The following is a 23,587-nucleotide window of genomic DNA, read 5'->3' as shown; positions in this document are numbered from 1 at the left end:
CCCCCTTATAATAAACAAATATTTAACCTAATTATAAAGGTCTTTTTATATTTGTCTACCATAAGGGGATTATACTAAAGGGAGTTTTTTCTTTTCTATTTTACACTCTTTTAAACTTTAATCATAATCTATATAGTGATATAATTAAGTAAAAAACAAATCAAAATTTATTCAATATTGGAGGATTATTATGAAAGTTGGAGTACTAATGGGAGGAATATCTTCAGAAAGAGAAGTATCATTAAGTAGTGGAAATTCAATGATGCAACATATTAATAAAGAAAAGTATGAAGTTGTTCCAGTTGTTATAGATAGTAAAGAAGAATTATTAGAAAAAGTTAAAGACTTAGATTTTGCCTTACTTGCTTTACATGGTAAGTTTGGTGAAGATGGAACAGTTCAAGCAGTACTAGATACTCTAGGGATTCCTTATTCAGGTTGTGATACATTAAGTAGTTCTCTTTGCATGGATAAAGATTTAACTAAAAGTGTATTAAAAGCTAAAGGAATTAGAACTGCAAGATGGTTAAATGTTTCTTCAGTAGATGAAATAGATTATGATGCAATAGAAGAAATGGGATATCCAGTATTTATAAAACCTACAAATGGGGGGTCAAGTGTTGCTACTTTTAAAATAACTAAAAAAGAAGACGTTGAACCAGCAGTTGTAGAAGGGTTAAAGTGGGATAAAGAAGTTATGATTGAAGAATTCATAAAGGGAGATGAAATTACATGTCCTGTATTTGATAATGAATTATTCCCAGTACTTGCTATAAAAGCTAAAACTGATTTTTATGATTATGAACAAAAATATTCAGCAAATGGTGCAGAGCATTATGCTATAGATTTAGAACATTCTATATATGAAGAAGTCAAGAAGATGGCGTTAGATACCTATAAGGCATTAAAGTGTTCAGTTTATTCTAGAATTGATATGATAATAACTGAAGATGGTGTACCATATGTATTAGAAGTAAATACTTTACCTGGTATGACATCAACTAGCCTTTTCCCACAAAGTGCTGGAGAAAAGGGTATAAATTATCCAGAATTTATAGATATGATAATAGAGTATTCTCTAAAAAAAAATAAATAGCAATATTAAGTAAACCTAAGATAAAAAATGGAGAAACTAGAGTAATTTCCTATAATTTTTGAACGTATATTATAAAGTAAAATTTATTTTATATAGATGGGAGGAATTTATGTGAATTTTATTTTTTTAGTTTTACTAGGATCTATTTTGGGTTTACTTTTTTCTGCTTATCAAGCAAGTGTAGTTATGAAAGCAGATGAAGGCGATGAAAAAGTAAGGAGCATTTCTGCAAAGATTAGAAAAGGGGCAAATGCGTATTTAAGGAGGCAATATAAAGGGGTAGGAGTATTTTTTGTATTGATGTTCCTTATATTTTTAGTTATGAGCTTTTTTGGATTTGTTTCAATATTTGTACCTTTTTCTTTTATTATTGGAGGTTTCTTATCTGGACTCAGTGGGTTTATAGGTATGAAGGTCGCAACAAATGCAAACTCAAGAACTACTACAGCTGCTAAAAAGAGTTTAAACGGAGCATTAAAAATTTCTTTTAAAAGTGGTTCAATAATAGGTATAGTTGTAGTATCATTAGGATTATTATATATTTCTTTGGGGTATATGGCCTTAGATTGGTATTATAGTGATCTAGCGGAAGCAGAAAAATTAGTTCAAATTACAACCAATATATTAACATTCGGTATTGGGGCTTCATCAATGGCATTATTTGCAAGAGTTGGTGGCGGTATTTTTACAAAAGCGGCAGATGTAGGGGCTGACCTAGTAGGAAAAGTAGAAGTGGGTATTCCAGAAGATGATCCAAGAAATCCAGCGGTTATCGCAGATAATGTTGGAGATAATGTTGGGGATGTAGCTGGTATGGGAGCTGACCTCTATGAATCATATGTAGGATCATTAGTTTCTTCTTGCGCTCTAGCAGTAGCAGCAGGGTTATCATCGAATGGAGTAGCAGTTCCTTTATTAGTTGCTACATTAGGAGTTATAGCTTCAATTTTCTCCACATTCTTTGTTAATGCAAAGGAAGATGCAAGTCAAAAGAATCTTTTAAGTGCGTTAAGAAGAGGTACTTATATTTCTTCAATAATTGTAGCTATAGGTTCATTCTTTATTGTAAGGTATCTATTAGGATCAGAAAATGTAGGAGTATATTTTAGTATTTTATCAGGACTTATTGCAGGTATTTTAATAGGATTCTTTACAGAATATTATACTTCAGATAACTATAAGCCTACTAAAAATTTAGCTGATATGAGCAAAACAGGACCAGCGACTATCATAATAGGGGGACTTTCTCTTGGAATGGTATCGACAGCAATTCCAGTTATAATAGTAGCTATATCAGTATTAATAAGTTTTAATTTATCTGGTGGAGCTAATGACTTTAATTTAGGCCTATATGGAATAGCTATTTCAGCTGTTGGAATGTTATCTACATTAGGAATTACACTTGCAACAGATGCTTATGGACCAATTGCAGATAATGCAGGGGGAATTGCGGAAATGTCTAATCAAGCTCCAGAAGTTAGAAAAAGAACAGATGCTTTAGATTCTTTAGGAAATACAACTGCAGCAACAGGAAAAGGTTTTGCTATAGGTTCAGCTGCACTTACAGCGCTTGCATTTATAGCTGCATATAAGGATTCAATTGAGAATATAGTTAAAGGTGGAGAATATAGCTTCGAATTTAATTTATCTATATTAAATCCACAAGTACTTATAGGATTATTTATAGGAGGAATGGTAACGTTCTTATTTTCAGCAAAGACTATGGATGCTGTTGGACGAGCCGCTTCAAAGATAGTTGTAGAAGTGAGAAGACAGTTTAAAGAAATTCCAGGGCTTATGGAAGGCAAAGGAGAACCAGACTATGAAGCTTGTGTAGATATTTGTACAAGATCCTCTCAAAAAGAACTTGTAGTAATAGCTATAATTGCAATAGCAACTCCTGTAATTGTAGGATTAATTCTAGGACCAAATGGTGTAGCAGGATTACTTGCAGGCTCAACAGTAACAGGATTTGCAATGGCAATCATGATGTCAAACTCAGGTGGAGCTTGGGACAATGCTAAGAAATATATTGAATCAGGAGTTCTTGGAGGTAAGGGATCAGACTGTCATAAAGCAGCAGTAGTTGGTGACACAGTAGGTGATCCATTTAAGGATACAACTGGACCATCAATAAATATATTAATAAAATTAATGTCAATGGTATCAATAGTATTTGGTGCTCTAATACTTGCTTTTGGAGCATTATAGAAAAAACTAAAATACATATTATCTTATTGATTGAAATACTATTTCAAAATAAATCATAAGATAATATGTATTTTTTATAGAATGGAGAATTGTTTTGAAATTTAATTATAAACATACTATGTACGCCTCATTTATAGGTTATGTCGTACAAGCAATAATTAATAACTTTGTTCCTTTATTGTTTTTAACTTTTCAATCAACATATAATATACCTATTTCAAAAATAACTTTTTTAATTACATTTAATTTTGCAATACAATTATTAATAGATTTATTATCAGCAGGATTTATAGATAAAATTGGTTATAAAGCATCAGTTGTTATAGCTCATATTACATCAGCGGGTGGTCTTATATTACTAACTTTACTACCAGAATTTTTTAGTGATCCTTTTATTGGATTATTAATTGCAGTAATGATTTATGCTATTGGTGGAGGGTTACTTGAAGTACTTATAAGTCCAATTGTAGAAGCTTGCCCAACAGATAATAAAGAAACTGCGATGAGTCTTTTACATTCTTTCTATTGTTGGGGACATGTAGGGGTTGTATTAATATCAACAATATTTTTTACTATCTTTGGAATATCCAATTGGAAATGGCTTGCGATATTTTGGGCTATAGTTCCAATAAGTAATGCATTATTCTTTATGAAAGTACCTATTTCTCATTTGATTAAAGACGGAGAAAGTGGATTGAAAATAAAAGAAATTATTTCAAATAAGGTTTTTTGGATAATGGTAGTATTAATGATATGCGCAGGAGCAAGCGAACAATCAGTTAGCCAATGGGCATCTACATTTGCAGAAAAGGGACTTGGTGTTAATAAGACTATAGGAGATTTATCAGGACCTATGTTTTTTGCAATAATGATGGGAATATCAAGAGTTATATATGGTAAATTTGGAGGGAAAATTAATCTAGAAAAATCTATGATTTACAGTGGAGTACTTTGTATTCTTAGTTATCTAATTATTTCAATGTCACCTTGGCCGGTGTTTTCTCTTATAGGAAGTGGTATATGTGGCTTTTCAGTTGGTCTTCTTTGGCCAGGAACATTTAGCATGGCTTCTTCAAAAATAAAAGGAGGTGGAACAATGATGTTTGCTTTCTTAGCATTAGCAGGAGATATAGGTTGTTCCATTGGACCGACAGTTGTAGGTACAGTTTCCGCTATGTTTAATGATAATATTAAATTGGGAATCATGGCAGCAGGTATCTTTCCTATAACACTAATTTTAGTGATTATTATTAATATTTTCATTAGAAGATCAAAAGTTAATAAATTAATTGGATAAGACGCAAAAACTTTTTTATAGATATAGAAAAAATGAATATAAAATTTTAAGTATACATACGGACTAAGTTAGCTAATGAAAAAACTGTATAGTTAATAAGAATGCTGTGATTAAAAAGTCCGGCATTCTAGCATTGTATATATAAATAATATCATTCATAGAATATATCATGTTTTGTTTTAAATAATTGTTGGAAATAGTGTGTTAATACACTATTTTATAGTTGGACAAGTCTTTGATTTTAATATAATTTGATTCAAGAAATTCTTCTTTAAATAGTTTTATTTGATCAATTAAGAATGTTTCATAATTATTTCTAAATTCTATAATATGCCAATTCAGATAGTTCTCTAAATACTTTGTTGCAACTCCTCTAAATCTTTTTAGCCATTTCCTTATTTTAAGAGAAAACTTGTGAATAAATATATTTTTATGTTGAAGATATTCATTTATTGTAATAAGCTCATCTGACATTTTATTTATAACTTTATTATTGATTAATTGTTGAACTAAAGATAATATTTTCTTTCTTGATATTGGTAATGAAGAGGAATTATGTTTTCTTGCATATATTTCTAGATATCTGTCATTGTAAGCTGCAACAATTGACTGATTATCAATATTTTGAGAAAAGTTTTTATTAATTGCTGATAAAGAAATAGTATATCTACTGATAGGTTTTGAAATAATTGTATTATTGCTATCTATTCCACAAGCAATAAATATATTTTCTTTTTGTTGAAATTTAGCGGATCTATTACCCTTAAAATTCTCTTTAAGTATTATTTTGCTTATTTCTACGTAATTTTTAAGTATATTATCATTATTCTTTATATGAGAAATTAAGATTTTATGTCTCCAAAAAAATGCAGTAGCTAGGTTAATATTTAAAATGCATGAACATTCCCTAAGTGATTTGCCGTTGTTCATTAATATTAAAAATTTAATCCAAAGTTCAAGAGGCTTTTTTGAATTATAAAGTAAGGTGTTGGTTTTTGGGGAAAATGTTTTTCTACAGTTTAAATTTGTGCATCTAAACCTCTGAATTCCCCTGTATTTACCGTACTTTATAAATTTTGTTTCTTTACAGTGAGGACAACTATTAATTTCCATATCTTTTATAATATCAAATAATATTAAGTTATTTTCATATTCTTTTAGTATTTCAAATTTATTTTCTATAAAGTCATTATCAACTTCATTTAGATTTAATAAATGTTTCATATGCTAGACTCCTTTTATATAAAGTTATTATTTAAATTTTAGACATAAATAATAAAATCTAACCTATTAAAAAAAAATTTACTATGTAAAACAACAATTTTTTAAAACACATTATGAGTATTTTTAGTTGGGTAATATGCTAGAGCAAAGAGGAAAAACGAGCATATTGTTATTGATAAGTTTATTTAAGATTTTTTTAAGGATTTTTCAGCTTTATTATTAAGATATTTTAACTACAATATAGATAAAAGTTTAGAGTATGGTAAACTAATCTTATAGCTGAAAGGGAGTGGATATTATGAGCAAAGAAACGATTTTAATAGTTGATGATGAAAAAGAAATAAGAGATTTAATAGATATATATTTAAAAGGTGAAGGATATGAAACAGTAAAGGCTGAAAATGGAGAAGAAGCAATAAAGGCTTTAGATAAAAATGATATAGATTTAATAATTTTAGACATAATGATGCCAAAGGTCAATGGAATAGAAGCTTGTATGAAGATCAGAGAAGAAAGAGAAATGCCTATAATTATGCTTTCTGCTAAGTCTGAAGATATGGATAAAATTTTAGGATTAAATACTGGGGCAGATGATTATTTAACAAAACCTTTTAATCCATTAGAATTAGTAGCAAGAGTTAAATCTCAACTTAGGAGATATAAAAAATTTAATAAAACTACTTTTCAACTAGAAAATCAAGGAAAGGAAGATAATATTCTAGAAATTGATGAATTGACTATTAATTTAGAAACTCATGAAATATTCAAAGATGGAGTAGAAATAAAACTTACTCCAACGGAGTTTGATATATTAGTTTTACTTGGAGGAAATAGGGGAAAGGTATTTAGTATAGAGAATATATATAATAGTGTTTGGAAGCAAGATTTTATGCAATCTGATAATACAGTTATGGTACATATAAGAAAGGTTAGGGAAAAAATAGAGCAAGATCCTAGAAAACCTAAATATATTAAAACTGTATGGGGGGTAGGATATAAAATTGATAGGTAGAAAAAAAGAAAAGAAGAAAAAGGTTAATGAAGAGAAAAGAGGGCTTTTACAAAGGTTAAAAAATTTTTTTCTTAAGATATTTTATAAATTTTATAATTCAAAATTTGGATATAAGATTAGGGGATTTCTAGAATGGATATTTAGAAATATAGAAAAAAGTATTAGATTTGAGCTTATGGTAGTTTTTTTAATATGTTTTGTAGCAGCATTTTTATTTTATGGCTTTGCTAATAAAATGCTTTCTGAAAATAAGACTATTACGAGTATTCAATATGACTCAGACTCTATTCAAGTAAAGGCAAATTCTATTGCTAAGGAACTAAGTTCAGAAAATAATTACTACGAAAGTGAAGATGAGTCATCTAGAATAAATGGTCTAGAAGATGAAGAAGGAATAATGTCTGTTCTCGATAGATATGATGACGGAAGGGCTAAGATATATTTAACTGATCTAGATGGAAAAATTCTCTTTAAGATAAATGGAGATGTCCAAGATAGTTTAGATATATATACTATTTTAGATCGAAGTAATACTATTCAAGAGGAAGGTGCAGAAAGAACTTATATTTACCCAATAAATATAAGTGGAGAGAGAGCGTATCTGGTATATTATGAAACTCCGACACCATATATTTCATATGATTATTATACTGATACAAATTCATTTTTAGCACTTATCTTATCGGTAATTGTATTTATTTCTATATTCATAATAGTAACTAATAAGAAAATGAAGTACATAGAAGAAATCGCTTCAGGAGTCAAAATAATTTCAAGTGGAGACTTATCTTATAGAGTAGATGAAAGGGGTAAGGATGAAATTAAAAATTTAGCTGAGGATATTAATAATATGGCTTCTGAAATTCAAAGTAGAATGGAAGCTGAAAGAAGATCAGAAAAAACCAAAAGTGAGCTTATAACAAATGTCTCTCATGATTTAAGAACTCCTCTAACTTCGGTAATGGGGTATATCGGATTGATTAAAGAGGGGAAATATGAAGACGAAGCAATGATGAAGGAATATTTAAATATTGCCTTTAACAAATCGAATCAATTAAAAGAACTAATAGAAGACTTGTTTGAATATACTAAAATAAATAATCAAGGTATTATTTTAGAAAATAATAAGGTGAATATAGTTGAATTTTTATCTCAAATTATAGAAGAGTATATACCTATATTCGAAGAAAATGAGATAGAAGTAATTAAAAAATTTGTAGATGAAAGATCTATCGTAGAAATAGATGCAAGTAAAATGGTTAGGGTGTTTGAAAATTTATTCTCTAATGCTATTAAATATTCATTTAAACCTGGTAGAGTAATAGTATCCACATTTGAAAATAATGGATTTGTTACTATTCAAATAAAAAATAATGGGGAGAATATTCCTAAAGAAAAGGTTGAAAGATTATTTGATAGATTCTATAGAGTAGACGAGGCTAGAAATTCTAATACTAAAGGTAGTGGACTTGGTCTTGCAATATCTAAAAATATAGTGAAACTACATGATGGTGATATATGGGCTGAGTGTATAGGTAATGAGATAAGTTTTTATATAAAGTTAAAAACAACTATTTAAATAATGAAGTAACCTTTAAGAAGATAGTTAATAAACTAGTAAAGAGATTATTTTTCTTGGAGGAAAAATGCAAAATAAAAATCCTAACAGTACTTTCGGGATAGACATAAATGAGTACACTCAAAATGTAAATTTTGAAACCTTAGCAAGGACTATTGACTTTTTATATCTAAGATCTTCAGGTTCTGGATCTGGAAGGTTTAGAGTAGATAAAAAGTTTTTAGAGTATGCAAAAGAAGCAAGAAGATATGGAATACCAGTTGGTGCATATCATTATGCAATTCCTTCTTACGATTTAACAACTGCTGATTCACAATGTAATGATTTTATTAACATATTACAGGAGGGATTTGGAAATAAAAACTATGGAGATTTATTCCCAGTAGTTGATGTAGAAGCTCCTGTAGATAATAAAATAAGTACAAAAGCACTGGTAGACTGGGTAGAAAGATTTAGAAAATGTTTTGAGAAAAAAACAAGAAGAAGATTAATGTTATATACAGGTACATTTTTCATTGAACTTTACGGTGATTTTAAGTTACCTAATGGAAGTCAACCATTAAAGAGTATGCCATTATGGGTTGCTATGTACACTAGCATACCAACGAATCCTCCATATCCACCAGATTTAGGAGGGTGGAAAAGATGGAGAATATGGCAATATAGTGAAAGTGCAACAGTTCGAGGTGTTGGAAATCCTGTAGATGCAAACTGGGGGCCAGATAGTATAGACCTTTTGACTCAACCAAAACAAGTCAGAAACTTAAATGCAGTAAAACAAGGAGGGGTTCTAAAGGTTAGTTGGAGTAAAAACACTGACTCAGACCTTTTAGGATATAATATCTTTGAAAATGGTTACTGGATTGGTACTGTTGATAAGGCTGATACTAGCTTTGAAATAAGATTATCTCAGTTACCTGTTAAGACAAATGTACCAGTTACAATATCGATAGAAGCCTTTGATTATGATGGTGAAACTTCTCAAGTAAGAAGCAAAGTTGTTGTATAAGTATTGTATTATAGATGGAAATTCCATTATTGAAAAATATTATGGAGTTTCCATACTTTTTTATAAATATGTAAGTTATGGTTAATATTTCTTGATAATAAATTAAATAATGTTAATATATTTATGTTAATTTTATTGAAAAAATATAATATAATAATAATGAATGACATATGAAATATTAAGCTTAGTTAGAGAGGAGTGGGGAAGGTGAAAAAAATAAATAAAAATACATTAATTATCGCAGCAACTGTACTTGTATTAGTTATTATAGGAATTATAGGATATGTCTTTTCAATTAACAAGAAAGTTACAGCGTGGGAAAACAAAATATATCCCCAAATTAATGTATATGGTGTAAATATAGGTGGATTAAATAAAGATGAAGCTACAGCTTTATTAGAAGAAAAATTACCAAGTGTTATTATGGACAAGAAGCTAAAGGTTATAGTAGGAGAAAAGAGCATAGAATTAACTTATGATACTTTAAATCCTACTTATGATGTACAAGGAATAGTAGATGAAGCGCTTGAATATGGAAAAGACAAAGGATTATTTGCAAGAAACTCTTTAATAAAGGGAGATAAGACAATAGAATTAGGTGCCGAAATAAAATATGATGAAGAAGCTTTGATAGCTTTTGAAGATAAGGTTTTAGAGGAAATTAATGTTGAACCTAAAAATGCATCTATAAATATAAACTCAGGAAATATTACAATAACTCCAGAAGAATCAGGTAAAACTATAGATAAAAATGAACTTCACAATAAATTAATTGAAAATATTAATGGAGATCCAAGTAAAGAGGTAGAACTTACTTTTGAATTAAAGGAACAAGAAGCTAATATTAAATCAGCTGATTTAGAAAAGATAACTGGAAGAATTAGTAGTTATAGTAGTAATTATACTAACACTGGTGATGGTAGAGTTAGAAATATGGAAATAGCTGCTGAAACAATTAATGGAACTATAGTTATGCCTGGAGAAGAGTTCAGCTATAATGCTTTAATAGGAGATACAACTCCGGATAAAGGATATGAAAAGGCTAATACGTATATAGGAAATAAAATAGTGCCTGATTATGGTGGTGGTATTTGTCAAGTATCAACAACTTTATATAGAGCTGTTATGAGAGCAAATATTAGATCTACTGAGAGAATGAACCACTCATTAACAGTTTCATATTCTGAACCAGGATTAGATGCTACGGTTGCTAATGGAGTAATAGATTATAAGTTTGTTAATACTTACGATTTTCCAATATATATACAAGGTTATGTTAGTGGAGGAGTTGTGAACTTTTCTATCTATGGTAATGTGGAAGCTATGGGAAACAAAACATATGACCTTGTGAATGAAATTCATGAAACATATAATGCACCAAAAAAATATGAAGATGATGCTACTATGGAAGTAGGAACAGAAAAAGTAGTATCATATGGAATGACTGGGTATAAGGCAAGTTCTTACCAAGTTACTTATGAAAATGGAGTTGAAGTAGATAGAGAATTCATTGCTACTGATGTGTACTTGACAACTGATACTATCGTTAAAAAAGGAACTAAGAAAAAGGAAGAGCCTAAAAAGGAAGAAAATAAACCTCAAGAAAATACTCAAAATCAAGAAAATGCAAATGAAGAAACTACTGATGAGGCTGAGCAAACACCAAATCAATAATAGTAATTATAACAAAAAACATTTTACTTTTTGTAAAATGTTTTTTGTTTTTATTTGAGTCTAAGTTTATTGTAGAATACTTTTGTAAATGATATTATATAATATATTAAGGTAGCAAAGGAGTTTTTTATGACATACAAAATGGTTTGTATAGATATGGATGGAACTTTACTTGGTAAAAGGAAACGAATATCTAAAGAAAGTAAGGAAGTTATAAAAAAAATACATAACAAAGGTGTTGAAATAGTAGTTACTACTGGAAGAATATACAATAATGCAGCTTATTATTCACATCTTTTAGGTGTAGAATCGCCTGTTATTGCTGCTAATGGAGCGATTGTTAGGGATAAGCATAGTAATAAAGTTATATATGAAAATCCTATAAAAACTGAAGTGTGTATAAAACTTATTGAATTATTATATAAAATGGACTTTTTCTTTCATTTTTACACATTAGATGGAATTTATTGTGGAGATAAAATTACTAAGTTTGGAACCAAGTTATATATGACTAAGCAAGCAGGATATGAGAATCTAAAAATAAAATATTATATTATAAGTAAATTAGAAGAATGGAAAGAGTTCTTTAAAAGAACTAATGGTCAAATTACTAAGTGTATAGCATTTTCTTTAGACCCAGATAAAATTGATAAATTAAAAAAAGAATTAAATGAATTTAAAGATATAGTGTATTTTGGAGCAGGTTCGAGAAGTATAGAAATTAATCATAAAGGGGTATCAAAAGGTAGAGCTGTAAAAGCATTAGCTGATTACTATGGAATAAAAAGAGAAGAAATAGTATGTATAGGTGATAATGAAAATGATATATCAATGATTGAATATGCTGGTCTAGGAGTTGCAATGGGCAATGCTATAGATCAAGTTAAAGCATTAGCAGATTACATTACAGATAGTAACAAAGAAGAAGGAGTTTCAAATGCCCTAAAGAAAATTTTTAACGTGTAAATACTAGTATTGATAATTATATATATAAGCATAATAACTAAGAGGTGATATTATGTTTGTACCACAAAAAGTAGTATTTGAAGAAAAAGCATTAAATTTTTCACTAGGAGAAGAACTCTATAATAACTTCAAAAAGCAAGGCATACAAATTGAAGTTAATAAAACAGGAAGATTAAATGGGCCAAAAGATGATGCTGCTAAAAAGTTTTTTGACGGGAAAAGGACTTTAGTGGTTGGCGTTAAAGGAAATGCAAAATTTCAAAGTTGTAAACCTTCGGCACATTATCAATTACCGTTAGTAAGTGGCTGTATGGGGATGTGTGAGTATTGCTATTTAAATACCCAACTTGGAAAAAGACCTTATGTAAAAGTTTATGTAGATATAGATGATATTTTAAATAAGGCTTTTGAATATGCTAATGAAAGATTACCTTATGTAACTATATTCGAAGGTTCTGCTACATCAGATCCGATTCCTGTTGAAGGATATACACATGGATTAAGTAGGGCAATAGAAGCTTTTGGTCAAAATGACCATACAGCATTTAGATTTGTTAGTAAATATTCAGATGTAGATCCATTTATAGGTTTAAATCACAATAACCATACAGAAATAAGATTTAGTATAAATGCACAAGAAATAATTAGAAAATACGAACATGGAACTGATAGTGCAGATAAAAGAATAGAGGCTGCAAAAAAAGTAAAAGTAGATGGATATAGTGTAGGATTCTTAGTAGCTCCTGTATTTATATATGAAGGTTGGAAAGAAGATTATAATAAATTATTAGATAAAGTAAAGGCAGAATTTAATGGTGAAAAAATAACTTTTGAAATAATAACTCATAGATATACAGAAAGAGCAAAAAATAATATACTTACTATTTATAAAGATTCTACATTACCAATGAACGAAGAAGATAGAAAGTTCAAGTATGGGCAGTTTGGGTATGGTAAATATATATATAAAGATGAAGATATGAAAGAAGTAAAAGAGTTTTTTACAGATAGGATAAACAGTGATTTTGGGAAAAATAGTATTTTATATATTGTTTAATAAAATATTATCACAATAAAGCATAAATGGCTTTGACTAATGGGTTTTGATATAGTATTATTTTTATTATGGTGTTAAATAAGTAAGATTTTTATATCTTACTTTTTTGTTGGAGGTCATTAAAATGAATTTAAATATAGTTTTATATCAACCGGAAATCCCACAAAATACAGGTAACATTGCAAGAACTTGTGTTTTAACTAATTCAACATTACATTTAATTAAACCAATGAAGTTTAAGATAGATGATAAACAAGTTAAGAGAGCTGGCTTAGACTATTGGAGTGAACTAAAACTTGAAATGCATGAAAGTTATGAAGAGTTTATAAAAAAATATGGAGATAAAAGAATATTTTTAGCAACAACTCATGGTGGAGAGCACTATGATGAAGTTTCCTTTAAAGAAGGAGATTTTATAATGTTTGGTAGAGAATCAGCAGGTGTTCCAGAAGAGGTACACAATGCCCATGAAGGAATAAGAGTTCCTATGATAAAAACTAGCACTAGAAGCTTAAATCTTTCTAATACAGTAGCAATAATTGCCTATGAAGCGTTAAGACAGATTGGTTTTCCTGAAATGAAATAATTAGGGGGAATAAAAATGGAAAAAATCAAAATTTTGACAGATAGCTGTTTAGATCTTCCAGAAGAATTAATTAAAAAGAATAATATTGATATTTTATCTGTATTAATTAATTTTGGAGATAAAAGTTATAAAGATAAAGAAGAAATTAATTTAAAAGAAATGTTGGATAAAATTGAAAAAGAGGAAATTTTACCAACTACTGCACAGATTACACCAAATAGATTTGAGGAATACTTTAGAAATGCTTTAGATGAAGGATATAAAGTTGTAGCAGTACTTATGTCTTCAAATATGAGTGGAACATATAATTCAGCATGTATTGCAAAAGATATTATTGGTTCTGATGATATAACTATAATAGATACACAAGTTATAACGTCGGCACAGGGTTTGTTTGTCTTAAAAGCATGTGAGTTTAGAGATAAGGGCTTTAGTCCAGAAAAAATAAAAACAGAAATTGAGAAAATGATACCTAAAATGAATGCATCATTGTGCTTTGAATCTTTAGAAAATCTTGTTAGAGGCGGAAGAATTTCAAAGACAGCAGGTGTTATAGGAACTGCTTTAGGACTTAGGGTAATAATAGGTTTTGAAGATGGTATGATGGTTGCTAAAGATAAAGTTAGAGGTAACAAAAAAGTAATTAGGAAGATAATTTCAGAATTTGAAAGTGCTGATGTGGATAAAAATGAGCCAGTTATATTAATTGAAATAGAGAGCCCTGAAGTTAAAAGCGAACTTAAAAAATATTTAGATGAAAATGAAATTAGATATATAGAAACTACACCAGGATGTTCTGTTGGTATTCATTCTGGATTAGGAGCATGTGGATTATTTTTTATAAATAAATAATATGGAATTATAAATTTATAACAATAAGAGATTAAAAAATAATCTCTTATTTTTTTATTATTGAGAATTAATTGAATAAAAGGACCTTTCGCACTTGATATAACGTTTACTATAAGCTTATACTATTAATAAAGATGAGTAGTGTTAAGAGTAAAAGTTGTATTTTATTGAATGAAGGTGATACATATGAAATTAGATTTTAATTTAAATCTTGCTCAAGAACAAAAGTTAATAATGACTCAGCAAATGCAGCTTTCGATAAAGCTTCTTCAAATGTCAACATATGACTTAAGAGAGTATATAGAAAATGAATTTTTAGAAAATCCTATTCTTGAAGGGGATTTTGATTTTGTTCAAGAAGATAAAAAGTATGAAGATAAAATTGATTATAAAGAAATGATCAAGTATCTAGAGTTTGACAATTATGGATCTCAAAGTTATAGAGAGTATAATAAAGAGGATGATGTATCTCCTTTTAATTTTATTTCAAATAAGGAATCTCTTACTGAGTATTTGCAGGAGCAATTAATTGAAAGTGAGGAAGATGAATATAAGAAGGCAATTGTGTCGTATATGATAGAAAATTTAGATAGCAAGGGATATTTGGACATGCCTTTAGATGAGATATGTAAAGAGCTTAATATAGAAATAGAGTTAGGAGAAGAGGCTTTAGAGATACTTCAAGAGTTAGAACCTGATGGAATAGGAGCTAGAGATTTAAAAGAATGCTTAAAGATACAACTGATAAAAAAGGGAGTATTGGATGAAAATTTAGAAATGATTATTGATGAATATCTAGATTTAATCGCAGACAATAAGTTTAATATAATAGCAAGAAACTTGAAAATTACACCTAAAGAGGCTCAGGATTTAGGAGATATAATAAAAAAATTAGAACCAAAACCATCAAGAGGATTTTATACTGGTGATGAAGTTAAATACATCATACCAGATGCAGCTATTAGAAAAATTGATGGTGAATATTTTGTTATTATGAATGAAGGTGTAATACCTAGGCTCTCTATTAGTAATATATATAAAGATATTCTAAATAATAAGGAAGATAGGAATACTGAAAACTATGTAAAAGAAAAATTAAATAGTGCAATGTTCCTGATAAAAAGTATTGAACAAAGAAAGAGTACTTTGCTAAAAATATTGGAAAAGGTAATAGAAAATCAAAGAGATTATTTTGATAAAGGTGAAAAATATTTAAAGCCAATGACATTAAAGGAAATGGCAGAAATGATAGGAATTCATGAATCTACAGTTAGTAGAGCTATTAAGGATAAGTATATATTAACTAGTTTTGGTACTATTAAAATAAAGGAATTATTTACAACAGGGTTAAGCTTAGATAAAGGTGATGGTGAAGAAGTAGCAGTAGTTAATATCAAAAAGCAAATAAAGGAAATGATAGATGAAGAAGATAAGAGAAAACCTTTATCAGATCAAGTTATATGTGACTGTTTAAATAGAAATAATTTAAATATATCAAGAAGAACAGTTGCTAAGTATAGAGAAGAGATTGGAATAAAATCTTCTAGTAAGAGAAGAAGAATAGAATAAAAGATATATAAAAGAGGAAAGTTATTAATGTTAAATTTAATATATAATAACTTTCCTCTTTAGAGGTAATATGATAAAATTTTGTAAAATTTTTTGGGAATTTTTAAAGAAAATGCTTTTAAAATCTATAGAAGTGTTTTATAATAATAAATGTGGGACGTTTTAATAATACGTGGGACTTTTTTAGACCAAAGGAGGGGTGACTGTGCAGGAAATATTGTCTTTACAAAAAAAAGTAGTTCCTGAACTTGTAGAGCTCCTAGATAAAAGATATAGTATTCTTAGAACTATATATTACCATCAGCCTATTGGAAGACGTGTCTTAGCAAATCAATTAGATCTTGGTGAGAGAATAGTGAGAAATGAGATTAATTTCTTAAAAACTCAAAATTTAATTGAAATAAATACTCCGGGTATGACAGTAACTGAAGAAGGAAAAGAAGTTGTAGATAGACTTAAAGATTTTATTCATGAGATAAAAGGATTATCAGATATTGAAAAAAATATAAAATCTTTCCTTGGATTAAAAGATGTAATAATTGTTCCTGGAGATGTAAAGAAAAATAAGACTATACTAAAGGAAATAGGTAAGGCTACAGCAAATTGTTTGAAAGCAATAGTAAAAAATAATAACATAATAGCTATAACAGGCGGAAATACTATTAAAGAATTTGTAGAAGCTGTACCAAAAATAAATAACCTTTCAAATATACTAGTAGTACCTGCAAGAGGTGGTATGGGAAGAAAGGTTGAAATACAAGCAAATACATTAGCAGCGCTTTTAGCGCAAAAAATAAATGGTTCTTATAAATTGCTTCATATTCCAGAAAATCTTAGCTTAAATCTTTTAGATACCTTATTAAAGGAGAGAGAAATAAAAGAAGTAATAGACAATATCCATAAAGCAGATATATTAATATATGGTATTGGTGAAGCTTTGGTTATGGCTGAAAAAAGAGATGTTTCAAAAGAAGAGTATGATAAATTAAAAGCTCTTGGAGCTGTTGGTGAAGCTTTTGGATGTTATTTTAATAAAGATTCCCATGTAGTATCAGAAAATACTTCTATTGGAATAAATATTAATGAAGCAAGAAAAATTAACACACATATTGCTGTGGCAGCTGGGGAAAATAAAGTTGATGCTATTATTGCTACTATGATGAATAATCATAATGCGATTTTAGTAACAGATGAAGCAGCTGGCAGAAGTATTGTGGAATATATTAAAGAACACAATAAATAAGCTTAAAATTTTTAAAATTTTAAATATAACTATTTTTTAGGAGGTAATTGCAAATGGTAAATGTAGCAATTAATGGTTTTGGTAGAATAGGAAGATTAGCATTAAGATTAATGATTGAAAACCCAGAATTTAACGTGGTAGCAATCAACGACTTAACTGATGCTAAGACTTTAGCTCACTTATTCAAATATGATTCTTCACAAGGAAGATTCAATGGAGAAATCGAAGTTAAAGAAGGAGCTTTCGTAGTTAACGGAAAAGAAATTAAAGTTACTGCAGAAAGAAATCCTGCTGACTTACCATGGAAAGAATTAAATGTTGACGTAGTTTTAGAATGTACTGGATTCTTTACTTCTCAAGAAAAAGCAGGCTTACACTTACAAGCTGGTGCTAAGAAAGTTGTTATTTCAGCTCCTGCAACTGGAGATTTAAAGACAGTTGTATTCAATGTAAATAATGATATATTAGATGGTACTGAAACAGTAATTTCAGGTGCTTCATGTACTACAAACTGTTTAGCTCCAATGGCTAAAGTATTAAACGATAAGTTCGGAATCCAAAAAGGATTTATGACAACTATCCACGCTTACACTAATGATCAAAACACATTAGATGGTCCTCACGGCAAAAATGATTTAAGAAGAGGTAGAGCTGCTGCTGCTAACATCGTTCCTAATTCAACTGGAGCTGCTAAAGCAATTGGTTTAGTTATTCCAGAATTAAAAGGAAAATTAGATGGTGGTGCTCAAAGAGTTCCAGTTGTTACTGGTTCATTAACTGAATTAGTTGTAACTTTAGATAAGAAAGCTACAGTAGAAGAAATCAACGCTGCTATGAAGGCTGCTGCTAACGAATCATTTGGTTACACTGAAGATGAAATAGTTTCATCAGACGTAATCGGAATCACTTTTGGTTCATTATTTGATGCAACTCAAACAAAAGTTATGACTGTTGGTGATGATCAATTAGTTAAAGTTGCTGCTTGGTACGACAATGAAATGTCATACACTAACCAATTAATCAGAACTTTAAAATACTTCGTAACTAGATAATTAAAAGTTAAGTAAATATTTTAATTTAAGTAATAAAAATTTGGTCTGGTTTTATAGAAAATCTATGAGGCCAGGCCAATTTTAAATTAAGCAAATAATTTCTGTTTTTATAAATATAAAAATAAATTAAGAGGTGAAATCAATGAGCTTTAATAAGAAAACTATCGAAGATATAGACGTTAAAGGTAAAAAGGTTTTAGTAAGATGTGACTTCAATGTTCCACTAAATGATGGAGTTATAACTGATGAAAACAGATTAAATGGTGCATTACCAACTATCAATTACTTAATAAATAATGGTGCAAGAGTTATCCTTTGTTCACACTTAGGAAAAGATGCATCTAAATCATTAGCTCCAGTTGCTAAGAGATTAAGTGAAATGCTAAACAAAGAAGTAGTATTTGCAAGAGATGAAGAAGTTGTAGGTGCAAATGCTAAAGCAGCTGTAGAAGCTATGAAAGATGGCGATGTTGTATTATTAGAAAATACAAGATGCAGAAAAGAAGAAACTAAGAATGTAGAAGAATTCTCAAAAGAATTAGCTTCTTTAGCTGATATATTTGTAAATGATGCATTTGGTACAGCTCACAGAGCTCACTGTTCAACAGTTGGTGTTACTGAATTCTTAGATACAGCTGTATGTGGATACTTAATTCAAAAAGAATTAAAATTCTTAGGTGAAGCTGTTAATAATCCAGTTAGACCATTCGTTGCTATATTAGGTGGAGCTAAAGTTTCAGATAAGATAGCTGTTATCAATAATTTATTAGAAAAAGTTGATACATTAATTATCGGTGGTGGAATGGCTTATACATTCTTAAAGGCTCAAGGATATGAAGTAGGATCATCTTTAGTAGAAGCAGATAGAATTGAATACGCTAAAGAAATGATTGAAAAGGCAGCTGCAAAGGGAGTTAAATTCTTATTACCAGTTGACCACAGAGTTTCTACAGAATTCAAAGATGTAGAGCCTGTAGTTACTGAAGATCAAAACATACCAGCAGGAAGTATGGGATTAGATATCGGACCTAAAACTGAAACATTATATGCAGATGCAATTAAAGATGCTAAAACAGTTATATGGAACGGACCAATGGGAGTATTCGAATTCGAAAACTTCAATAAAGGAACAATCGCAGTTGCTAAGGCTATGGCTGATGCAGATGCTACAACAGTTATCGGTGGAGGAGACTCAGCTGCAGCTGTTAATATCTTAGGATTTGGAGATAAAATGACTCACATCTCAACAGGTGGTGGAGCTTCTCTAGAATTCTTAGAAGGTAAGGCTTTACCAGGAATAGAAGCACTTAACAACAAATAATATAAATCTTATTTGTTTAATGAAAAAATGAAGAAATGAAAATTCTAGTTAAAAGTTGCACTTTTAACTAGAATGAAAGAATTAAGGAGATAGTCCAGCTTAGCTGTACTATGAAATTAAAGAATGAAAAATGAAAGTTATATTTAAAAGGTGAACTTTTAAATATAAATGAAAGAATTATGGAAATAATCCAGACAAAGCTGGATTAAGAAAATAAAAAAGATAATTATTCAACTTTAGCTGAATAACTACCTTAATTTTTTCATTCTTTCACTCTTTCATTCTTCCCATTAAAAATAAGAGGTGATTTTAAATGAGAAAACCAATAATAGCTGGAAACTGGAAGATGCATTATACTCCAGCAGAAGCTGTAAAAGTTGTAGAAGAATTAAAACCATTAGTAGCTAATGCTACATGTGATGTTGTAGTATGTCCTACTTTTGTTTGTTTAGATGCTGTATTAAAAGCAGCTCACGGATCAAATATTAAAGTTGCTGCTCAAAACATGCACTTTGAAGAAAAAGGAGCTTTCACTGGTGAAGTTGCTCCAGGAATGTTAGAAGCTATGGGAGTTAGCTATGTTGTATTAGGACATAGTGAAAGAAGAGAATACTTCAATGAAACTGATGAAGCTTTAAATAAGAAAGTTAAGGCTGCATTTGCTCACAATTTAACTCCAATTCTTTGCTGTGGAGAAACTTTAGAGCAAAGAGAAAATGGAACAACTAATGAAGTTGTTGGAGCTCAAATTAAAGCTGATTTAGAAGGATTATCAAAAGAATTAGCTGAAAAGGTTGTAATTGCTTATGAACCAATCTGGGCAATTGGAACAGGTAAAACTGCTACTAATGAGCAAGCTAACGATACAATAAAAGCTATTAGAAATATAGTTGCTGAAATGTTTGGAGAAGAAGTAGCTAATAAAGTTAGAATTCAATACGGTGGATCAGTTAAACCAAATACTATTAAAGATCAAATGGCTATGTCTGACATAGACGGTGCATTAGTTGGTGGTGCTAGCTTAGTAGCAGCTGATTTCTCACAAATAGTTAATTACTAATAATATAAACTTACGAAAGAGTTGTGTAATGTTAACTTTGTTAATAAATACATAACTCTTTTTATTAAAGTACAAATTAGTATTTATAAAATATGTAGAATTTATTGATTTTATTTAAATAAAGAAAACGTAATTAAAGAATTTTTTCATTCTTTAATTACGTTTTGTTTATATTTTAGAATTGTATTCAATTCCTAATAAAATCGATTGAGAATAATCTCCAAATTTTTCTCCGAAAAGATTTATACCTCTTGAATTCTCTGCATCTTCTTTTATTCCTATTTTTACTGTTAAGTATGGTGCTTTAGCTATATCGATATCTTTTAAAGAAACGGAGGAAACTAACATTTCATCACAGTATGTCCCGCTATTATCTATTTTATAAGATCTTAATATCCCGTATTGACTAGAACTGTGAGGCCACCATGATGGATTCAGCTTTCCGGTTCTTCCTCCAAAATCTCCTGGAGATGTCCAAGTGTGTAGTTCTACATCGTTCATCCATACTGTTATATCAGAAGGCCAGTATGAGTTGTAAGAAGGTGCTTCGGAGCAACATTCAAAAGATAAATCAAAACTAGTTAATTCTCCAAAAGATAATACATCTAATGGAAATCTATATTCTAAGAATCCGCTTTCAAACCAAATAATTTGTGCGGTGTAACGATCTGGATAATAGAAAGTTTGAGGATTATCTAAAATTCCAATATGAGAATTTTCGTTTGCCATACCACAGGTTCCATTAATATGACAGTCAACATAAGCTCCTATTGGCATGTTTATATAATGGCATCTGTGTTTATTTTCTTCTGATTGAAGGTTTAAATCTATAAAAATATCATCTACATTTCTGAAACAAACTTTTTTTGTACCTCTTACAGCGGGTTCTAACCTTGTTAATATAAGACCGCATTCTTCCAAAACCTTTACATGCATTGCGGTAGTTGAAATAGGGATTGCTAGTGCTTCAGCAAGTTCATTTACTGTAGGATTGCTATTAGCAGTTATTTTTAAAATTTTTATTCTATCTTCTGATGATAGGGCTTTAGCGTAAGAGGCCATTTTATCGATATCATTAAAATTTACAGATAAACTTTTCATTTTATAGTTCCTTTCTAATTGCAAAATATTATATAAGAATTATAATTTGTTGAAAATATATTAAATAAATCCATATAAATTATACCATATAGATTTAAATTTAACAAATGAATTAAAACAGAAATTTTGTAATGAATATAGTTATCAATGAACCCTAAAAAATAAATTAAACTAAAATAATGCTATAAATACTTAAAAAATCTATAAAAAATATAGAAATAGGAGTAAATGAAGTGAAAAAATAGAAAAAACTTACAAAATTATATTGTAATCGTATAACTTGGATGATATAATAAATCTGGAAATAAACAAAAATTTTGTTTTAAAAGGGGGAGGATTTTATGAAAAGGAAAAAAGTTTTAAGTATTATTTTAGCTGGAATTTTGTCATTTGGTTTAGTATCTTGTGGTAATTCAGAAGAAACCTCATCTGGTGGTAGTTCTGGAGGGAACAAAGAAATAGTATTTTGGTCAGTTTTTACTGGAGCTGATGGAGAGAATATGACTAAAATGATAGATGATTATAATAAAACAAATCCCGAATATAAAGTAAAACATATGCCTATAGAAGCAGATGATATGTATACAAAAATACCTACAGTTGTTGGCTCAGGTAAGGATGTACCAGACGTAACCATAGTTCATGCTGAAAGACTTGCTCTATTTGCAGAAAAGGATTTACTACAACCATTAAATCAATATATAGAATCTAGTGATGTTGTTAAAGAAGCTAATTATGTTGAAAATGCTTGGGCAATGGGGACTATAAATAATCAACAATATAGCATACCTCTAGATGTACATTCACTTGCAACTTACTATAATAAAGATCTTTTAGAGAAATATGGTCCTAATGTATTAGATGATGGAGTTATAACTCTTGATGAAGTAAAAGAAGTTGGGAAAAAATCATCTGCTGATAATATAGCAGCTTTTGGACTAACATGGATGAGAATTCAATATTTATCTTTCTTAGCTCAAATAAATGGTGATATTACAACAAATGGAACAGAAGTTAACCTTGATTCACCAGAAGCTATAGAAATATTTACTGAGTTAGATAGCTTAGTAAAAGATAAAATAGCTACACAAGATGGCGATGATCCAGGACAATTATTTAGATCAGGTCAATTAGTATTCTGGCCAGAAGGAATATGGATGCAAAATTCTCTTGCTGGTATAGATATAAATTGGGGAATGACTCATATGGTAACTATGGATGCGAATAATCAAAAGGATTGGAGTTCTTCACACCAGTTCGTAATGCTTAAAAATGAAGAAATGACAGATGAAAAAGCAAAGGGAATTATGGAATTTGTAAATTGGATCGGCGAAAATAGTTTAGAATGGGCTAAAGCAGGACAAGTACCAGCAAATTATGCAATTAGAGAAAATGAAGAATTCAAAGCAATGCCACAAGCATTTGTATTAGAAGATTCAAGTAAATTGAAATTATATGATTATAAATACTATGGAAATGCTGTAGAAGCTTTAGATAAGGTAGTGTTTGAAGCTGCTTTTGGAAGAATGACTCCAGAAGATGCTGCAGCGGCTATGCAAAAAGAAGCTAGCGAAAAAATTCAAATGGCACAATAGTTAGTGGTATAAATAATTATATGTTTAGAATCTTTGGCTGATATTATAGCCAAAGGTTCTAAACAAAAATACTATATAGGAGG

General features: G+C 29.4%; 19 protein-coding genes. 17 read left to right on the top strand and 2 right to left on the bottom strand.

Annotated elements, in window-relative coordinates; translation table 11 throughout:
* Window positions 1-190: 190 nt before the first annotated feature.
* From QK892_RS13700 to QK892_RS13690, 3 genes are all read left to right on the top strand, one after another.
* A complete protein-coding gene (locus tag QK892_RS13700) occupies window positions 191-1,096 on the top strand; it encodes a D-alanine--D-alanine ligase (protein WP_317274105.1) in 906 nt (301 codons plus the stop codon).
* Between the two features lie 111 nt (window positions 1,097-1,207).
* Window positions 1,208-3,307 (top strand): sodium-translocating pyrophosphatase, encoded by a 2,100-nt coding sequence (locus tag QK892_RS13695; RefSeq protein WP_317274104.1) that lies wholly within the window; start codon window positions 1,208-1,210, stop codon window positions 3,305-3,307.
* Between the two features lie 94 nt (window positions 3,308-3,401).
* A complete protein-coding gene (locus QK892_RS13690) occupies window positions 3,402-4,604 on the top strand; it encodes an MFS transporter (protein WP_317274103.1) in 1,203 nt (400 codons plus the stop codon).
* A 204-nt stretch (window positions 4,605-4,808) separates the two neighbouring features.
* Here QK892_RS13690 and QK892_RS13685 read toward each other — a convergent pair whose 3' ends face one another.
* On the bottom strand, window positions 4,809-5,828 hold the full coding sequence (locus tag QK892_RS13685; protein WP_317274102.1) for an IS1/IS1595 family N-terminal zinc-binding domain-containing protein: 1,020 nt from the start codon (window positions 5,826-5,828) through the stop codon (window positions 4,809-4,811).
* Between the two features lie 298 nt (window positions 5,829-6,126).
* Between QK892_RS13685 and QK892_RS13680 the strand changes: the two genes are divergently transcribed.
* The 13 genes from QK892_RS13680 to tpiA all read left to right on the top strand — a co-directional run bounded on the left by QK892_RS13680 (window position 6,127) and on the right by tpiA (window position 20,808).
* A complete protein-coding gene (locus QK892_RS13680; RefSeq protein WP_317274101.1) occupies window positions 6,127-6,840 on the top strand; it encodes a response regulator transcription factor in 714 nt (237 codons plus the stop codon).
* Window positions 6,830-8,419: a sensor histidine kinase gene (locus QK892_RS13675; RefSeq protein ID WP_317274100.1), complete on the top strand. Its 1,590-nt coding sequence runs from the start codon at window positions 6,830-6,832 to the stop codon at window positions 8,417-8,419. Before QK892_RS13680 ends, QK892_RS13675 begins: the two co-directional genes overlap by 11 nt.
* Window positions 8,420-8,486: 67 nt before the next feature.
* Entirely contained in the window at window positions 8,487-9,428 is a 942-nt protein-coding gene (locus tag QK892_RS13670; RefSeq protein ID WP_317274099.1) for a glycoside hydrolase family 25 protein, read from the top strand.
* A 207-nt stretch (window positions 9,429-9,635) separates the two neighbouring features.
* On the top strand, window positions 9,636-11,102 hold the full coding sequence (locus QK892_RS13665) for a VanW family protein (protein WP_317274098.1): 1,467 nt from the start codon (window positions 9,636-9,638) through the stop codon (window positions 11,100-11,102).
* Window positions 11,103-11,231: 129 nt separating this feature from the next.
* Window positions 11,232-12,068, top strand: a complete 837-nt coding sequence (locus QK892_RS13660) for a Cof-type HAD-IIB family hydrolase (RefSeq protein ID WP_317274097.1) — start codon at window positions 11,232-11,234, stop codon at window positions 12,066-12,068.
* 52 nt (window positions 12,069-12,120) lie between these two features.
* Window positions 12,121-13,125 carry a spore photoproduct lyase gene (splB, locus tag QK892_RS13655; RefSeq protein WP_317274096.1) on the top strand — a complete coding sequence of 335 codons (1,005 nt, stop codon included), beginning with the start codon at window positions 12,121-12,123 and terminating at the stop codon, window positions 13,123-13,125.
* A 124-nt stretch (window positions 13,126-13,249) separates the two neighbouring features.
* On the top strand, window positions 13,250-13,711 hold the full coding sequence (locus QK892_RS13650) for a tRNA (cytidine(34)-2'-O)-methyltransferase (protein WP_317274095.1): 462 nt from the start codon (window positions 13,250-13,252) through the stop codon (window positions 13,709-13,711).
* Window positions 13,712-13,726: 15 nt separating this feature from the next.
* Complete coding sequence (locus QK892_RS13645) at window positions 13,727-14,563, top strand: DegV family protein (protein ID WP_317274094.1); 837 nt, start codon at window positions 13,727-13,729, stop codon at window positions 14,561-14,563.
* A gap of 186 nt (window positions 14,564-14,749) precedes the next feature.
* A complete protein-coding gene (gene rpoN, locus QK892_RS13640) occupies window positions 14,750-16,132 on the top strand; it encodes an RNA polymerase factor sigma-54 (RefSeq protein ID WP_317274093.1) in 1,383 nt (460 codons plus the stop codon).
* A 205-nt stretch (window positions 16,133-16,337) separates the two neighbouring features.
* Window positions 16,338-17,375, top strand: coding sequence for a sugar-binding transcriptional regulator (locus tag QK892_RS13635; protein WP_317274092.1), 1,038 nt, complete (start codon window positions 16,338-16,340; stop codon window positions 17,373-17,375).
* A gap of 53 nt (window positions 17,376-17,428) precedes the next feature.
* Window positions 17,429-18,427, top strand: a complete 999-nt coding sequence (gene gap, locus QK892_RS13630) for a type I glyceraldehyde-3-phosphate dehydrogenase (protein WP_317274091.1) — start codon at window positions 17,429-17,431, stop codon at window positions 18,425-18,427.
* Between the two features lie 142 nt (window positions 18,428-18,569).
* Entirely contained in the window at window positions 18,570-19,748 is a 1,179-nt protein-coding gene (locus QK892_RS13625) for a phosphoglycerate kinase (protein ID WP_317274090.1), read from the top strand.
* A 313-nt stretch (window positions 19,749-20,061) separates the two neighbouring features.
* The gene (gene tpiA / locus QK892_RS13620) at window positions 20,062-20,808 is read left to right on the top strand and encodes a triose-phosphate isomerase (protein ID WP_317274089.1); all 747 of its coding nucleotides are present in this window, start codon (window positions 20,062-20,064) and stop codon (window positions 20,806-20,808) included.
* Window positions 20,809-20,976: 168 nt separating this feature from the next.
* Here tpiA and QK892_RS13615 read toward each other — a convergent pair whose 3' ends face one another.
* On the bottom strand, window positions 20,977-21,870 hold the full coding sequence (locus QK892_RS13615; protein ID WP_317274088.1) for an ArsR/SmtB family transcription factor: 894 nt from the start codon (window positions 21,868-21,870) through the stop codon (window positions 20,977-20,979).
* A gap of 380 nt (window positions 21,871-22,250) precedes the next feature.
* Between QK892_RS13615 and QK892_RS13610 the strand changes: the two genes are divergently transcribed.
* Window positions 22,251-23,504, top strand: a complete 1,254-nt coding sequence (locus QK892_RS13610) for an extracellular solute-binding protein (protein ID WP_317274087.1) — start codon at window positions 22,251-22,253, stop codon at window positions 23,502-23,504.
* Window positions 23,505-23,587: the final 83 nt, after the last annotated feature.

The sequence above is a fragment of the Clostridium lamae genome (assembly GCF_033043255.1).
Taxonomy (GTDB): Bacteria; Bacillota; Clostridia; order Clostridiales; family Clostridiaceae; genus Clostridium; species Clostridium lamae.
The sequence above is the reverse complement of the archived record's forward strand: the minus strand, read 5'-3'. Positions and strand labels throughout refer to the sequence as shown.

Coding starts and splice junctions, on each gene's coding strand:
- QK892_RS13700 (WP_317274105.1), top strand. CDS start 191: ATGAAAGTTGGAGTACTAATGGGAGGAATATCTTCAGAAAGAGAAGTA.
- QK892_RS13685 (WP_317274102.1), bottom strand. CDS start 5,828: ATGAAACATTTATTAAATCTAAATGAAGTTGATAATGACTTTATAGAA.
- QK892_RS13680 (WP_317274101.1), top strand. CDS start 6,127: ATGAGCAAAGAAACGATTTTAATAGTTGATGATGAAAAAGAAATAAGA.
- QK892_RS13670 (WP_317274099.1), top strand. CDS start 8,487: ATGCAAAATAAAAATCCTAACAGTACTTTCGGGATAGACATAAATGAG.
- QK892_RS13660 (WP_317274097.1), top strand. CDS start 11,232: ATGACATACAAAATGGTTTGTATAGATATGGATGGAACTTTACTTGGT.
- splB (WP_317274096.1), top strand. CDS start 12,121: ATGTTTGTACCACAAAAAGTAGTATTTGAAGAAAAAGCATTAAATTTT.
- QK892_RS13650 (WP_317274095.1), top strand. CDS start 13,250: ATGAATTTAAATATAGTTTTATATCAACCGGAAATCCCACAAAATACA.
- QK892_RS13645 (WP_317274094.1), top strand. CDS start 13,727: ATGGAAAAAATCAAAATTTTGACAGATAGCTGTTTAGATCTTCCAGAA.
- rpoN (WP_317274093.1), top strand. CDS start 14,750: ATGAAATTAGATTTTAATTTAAATCTTGCTCAAGAACAAAAGTTAATA.
- gap (WP_317274091.1), top strand. CDS start 17,429: ATGGTAAATGTAGCAATTAATGGTTTTGGTAGAATAGGAAGATTAGCA.
- QK892_RS13625 (WP_317274090.1), top strand. CDS start 18,570: ATGAGCTTTAATAAGAAAACTATCGAAGATATAGACGTTAAAGGTAAA.
- tpiA (WP_317274089.1), top strand. CDS start 20,062: ATGAGAAAACCAATAATAGCTGGAAACTGGAAGATGCATTATACTCCA.
- QK892_RS13615 (WP_317274088.1), bottom strand. CDS start 21,870: ATGGCCTCTTACGCTAAAGCCCTATCATCAGAAGATAGAATAAAAATT.
- QK892_RS13610 (WP_317274087.1), top strand. CDS start 22,251: ATGAAAAGGAAAAAAGTTTTAAGTATTATTTTAGCTGGAATTTTGTCA.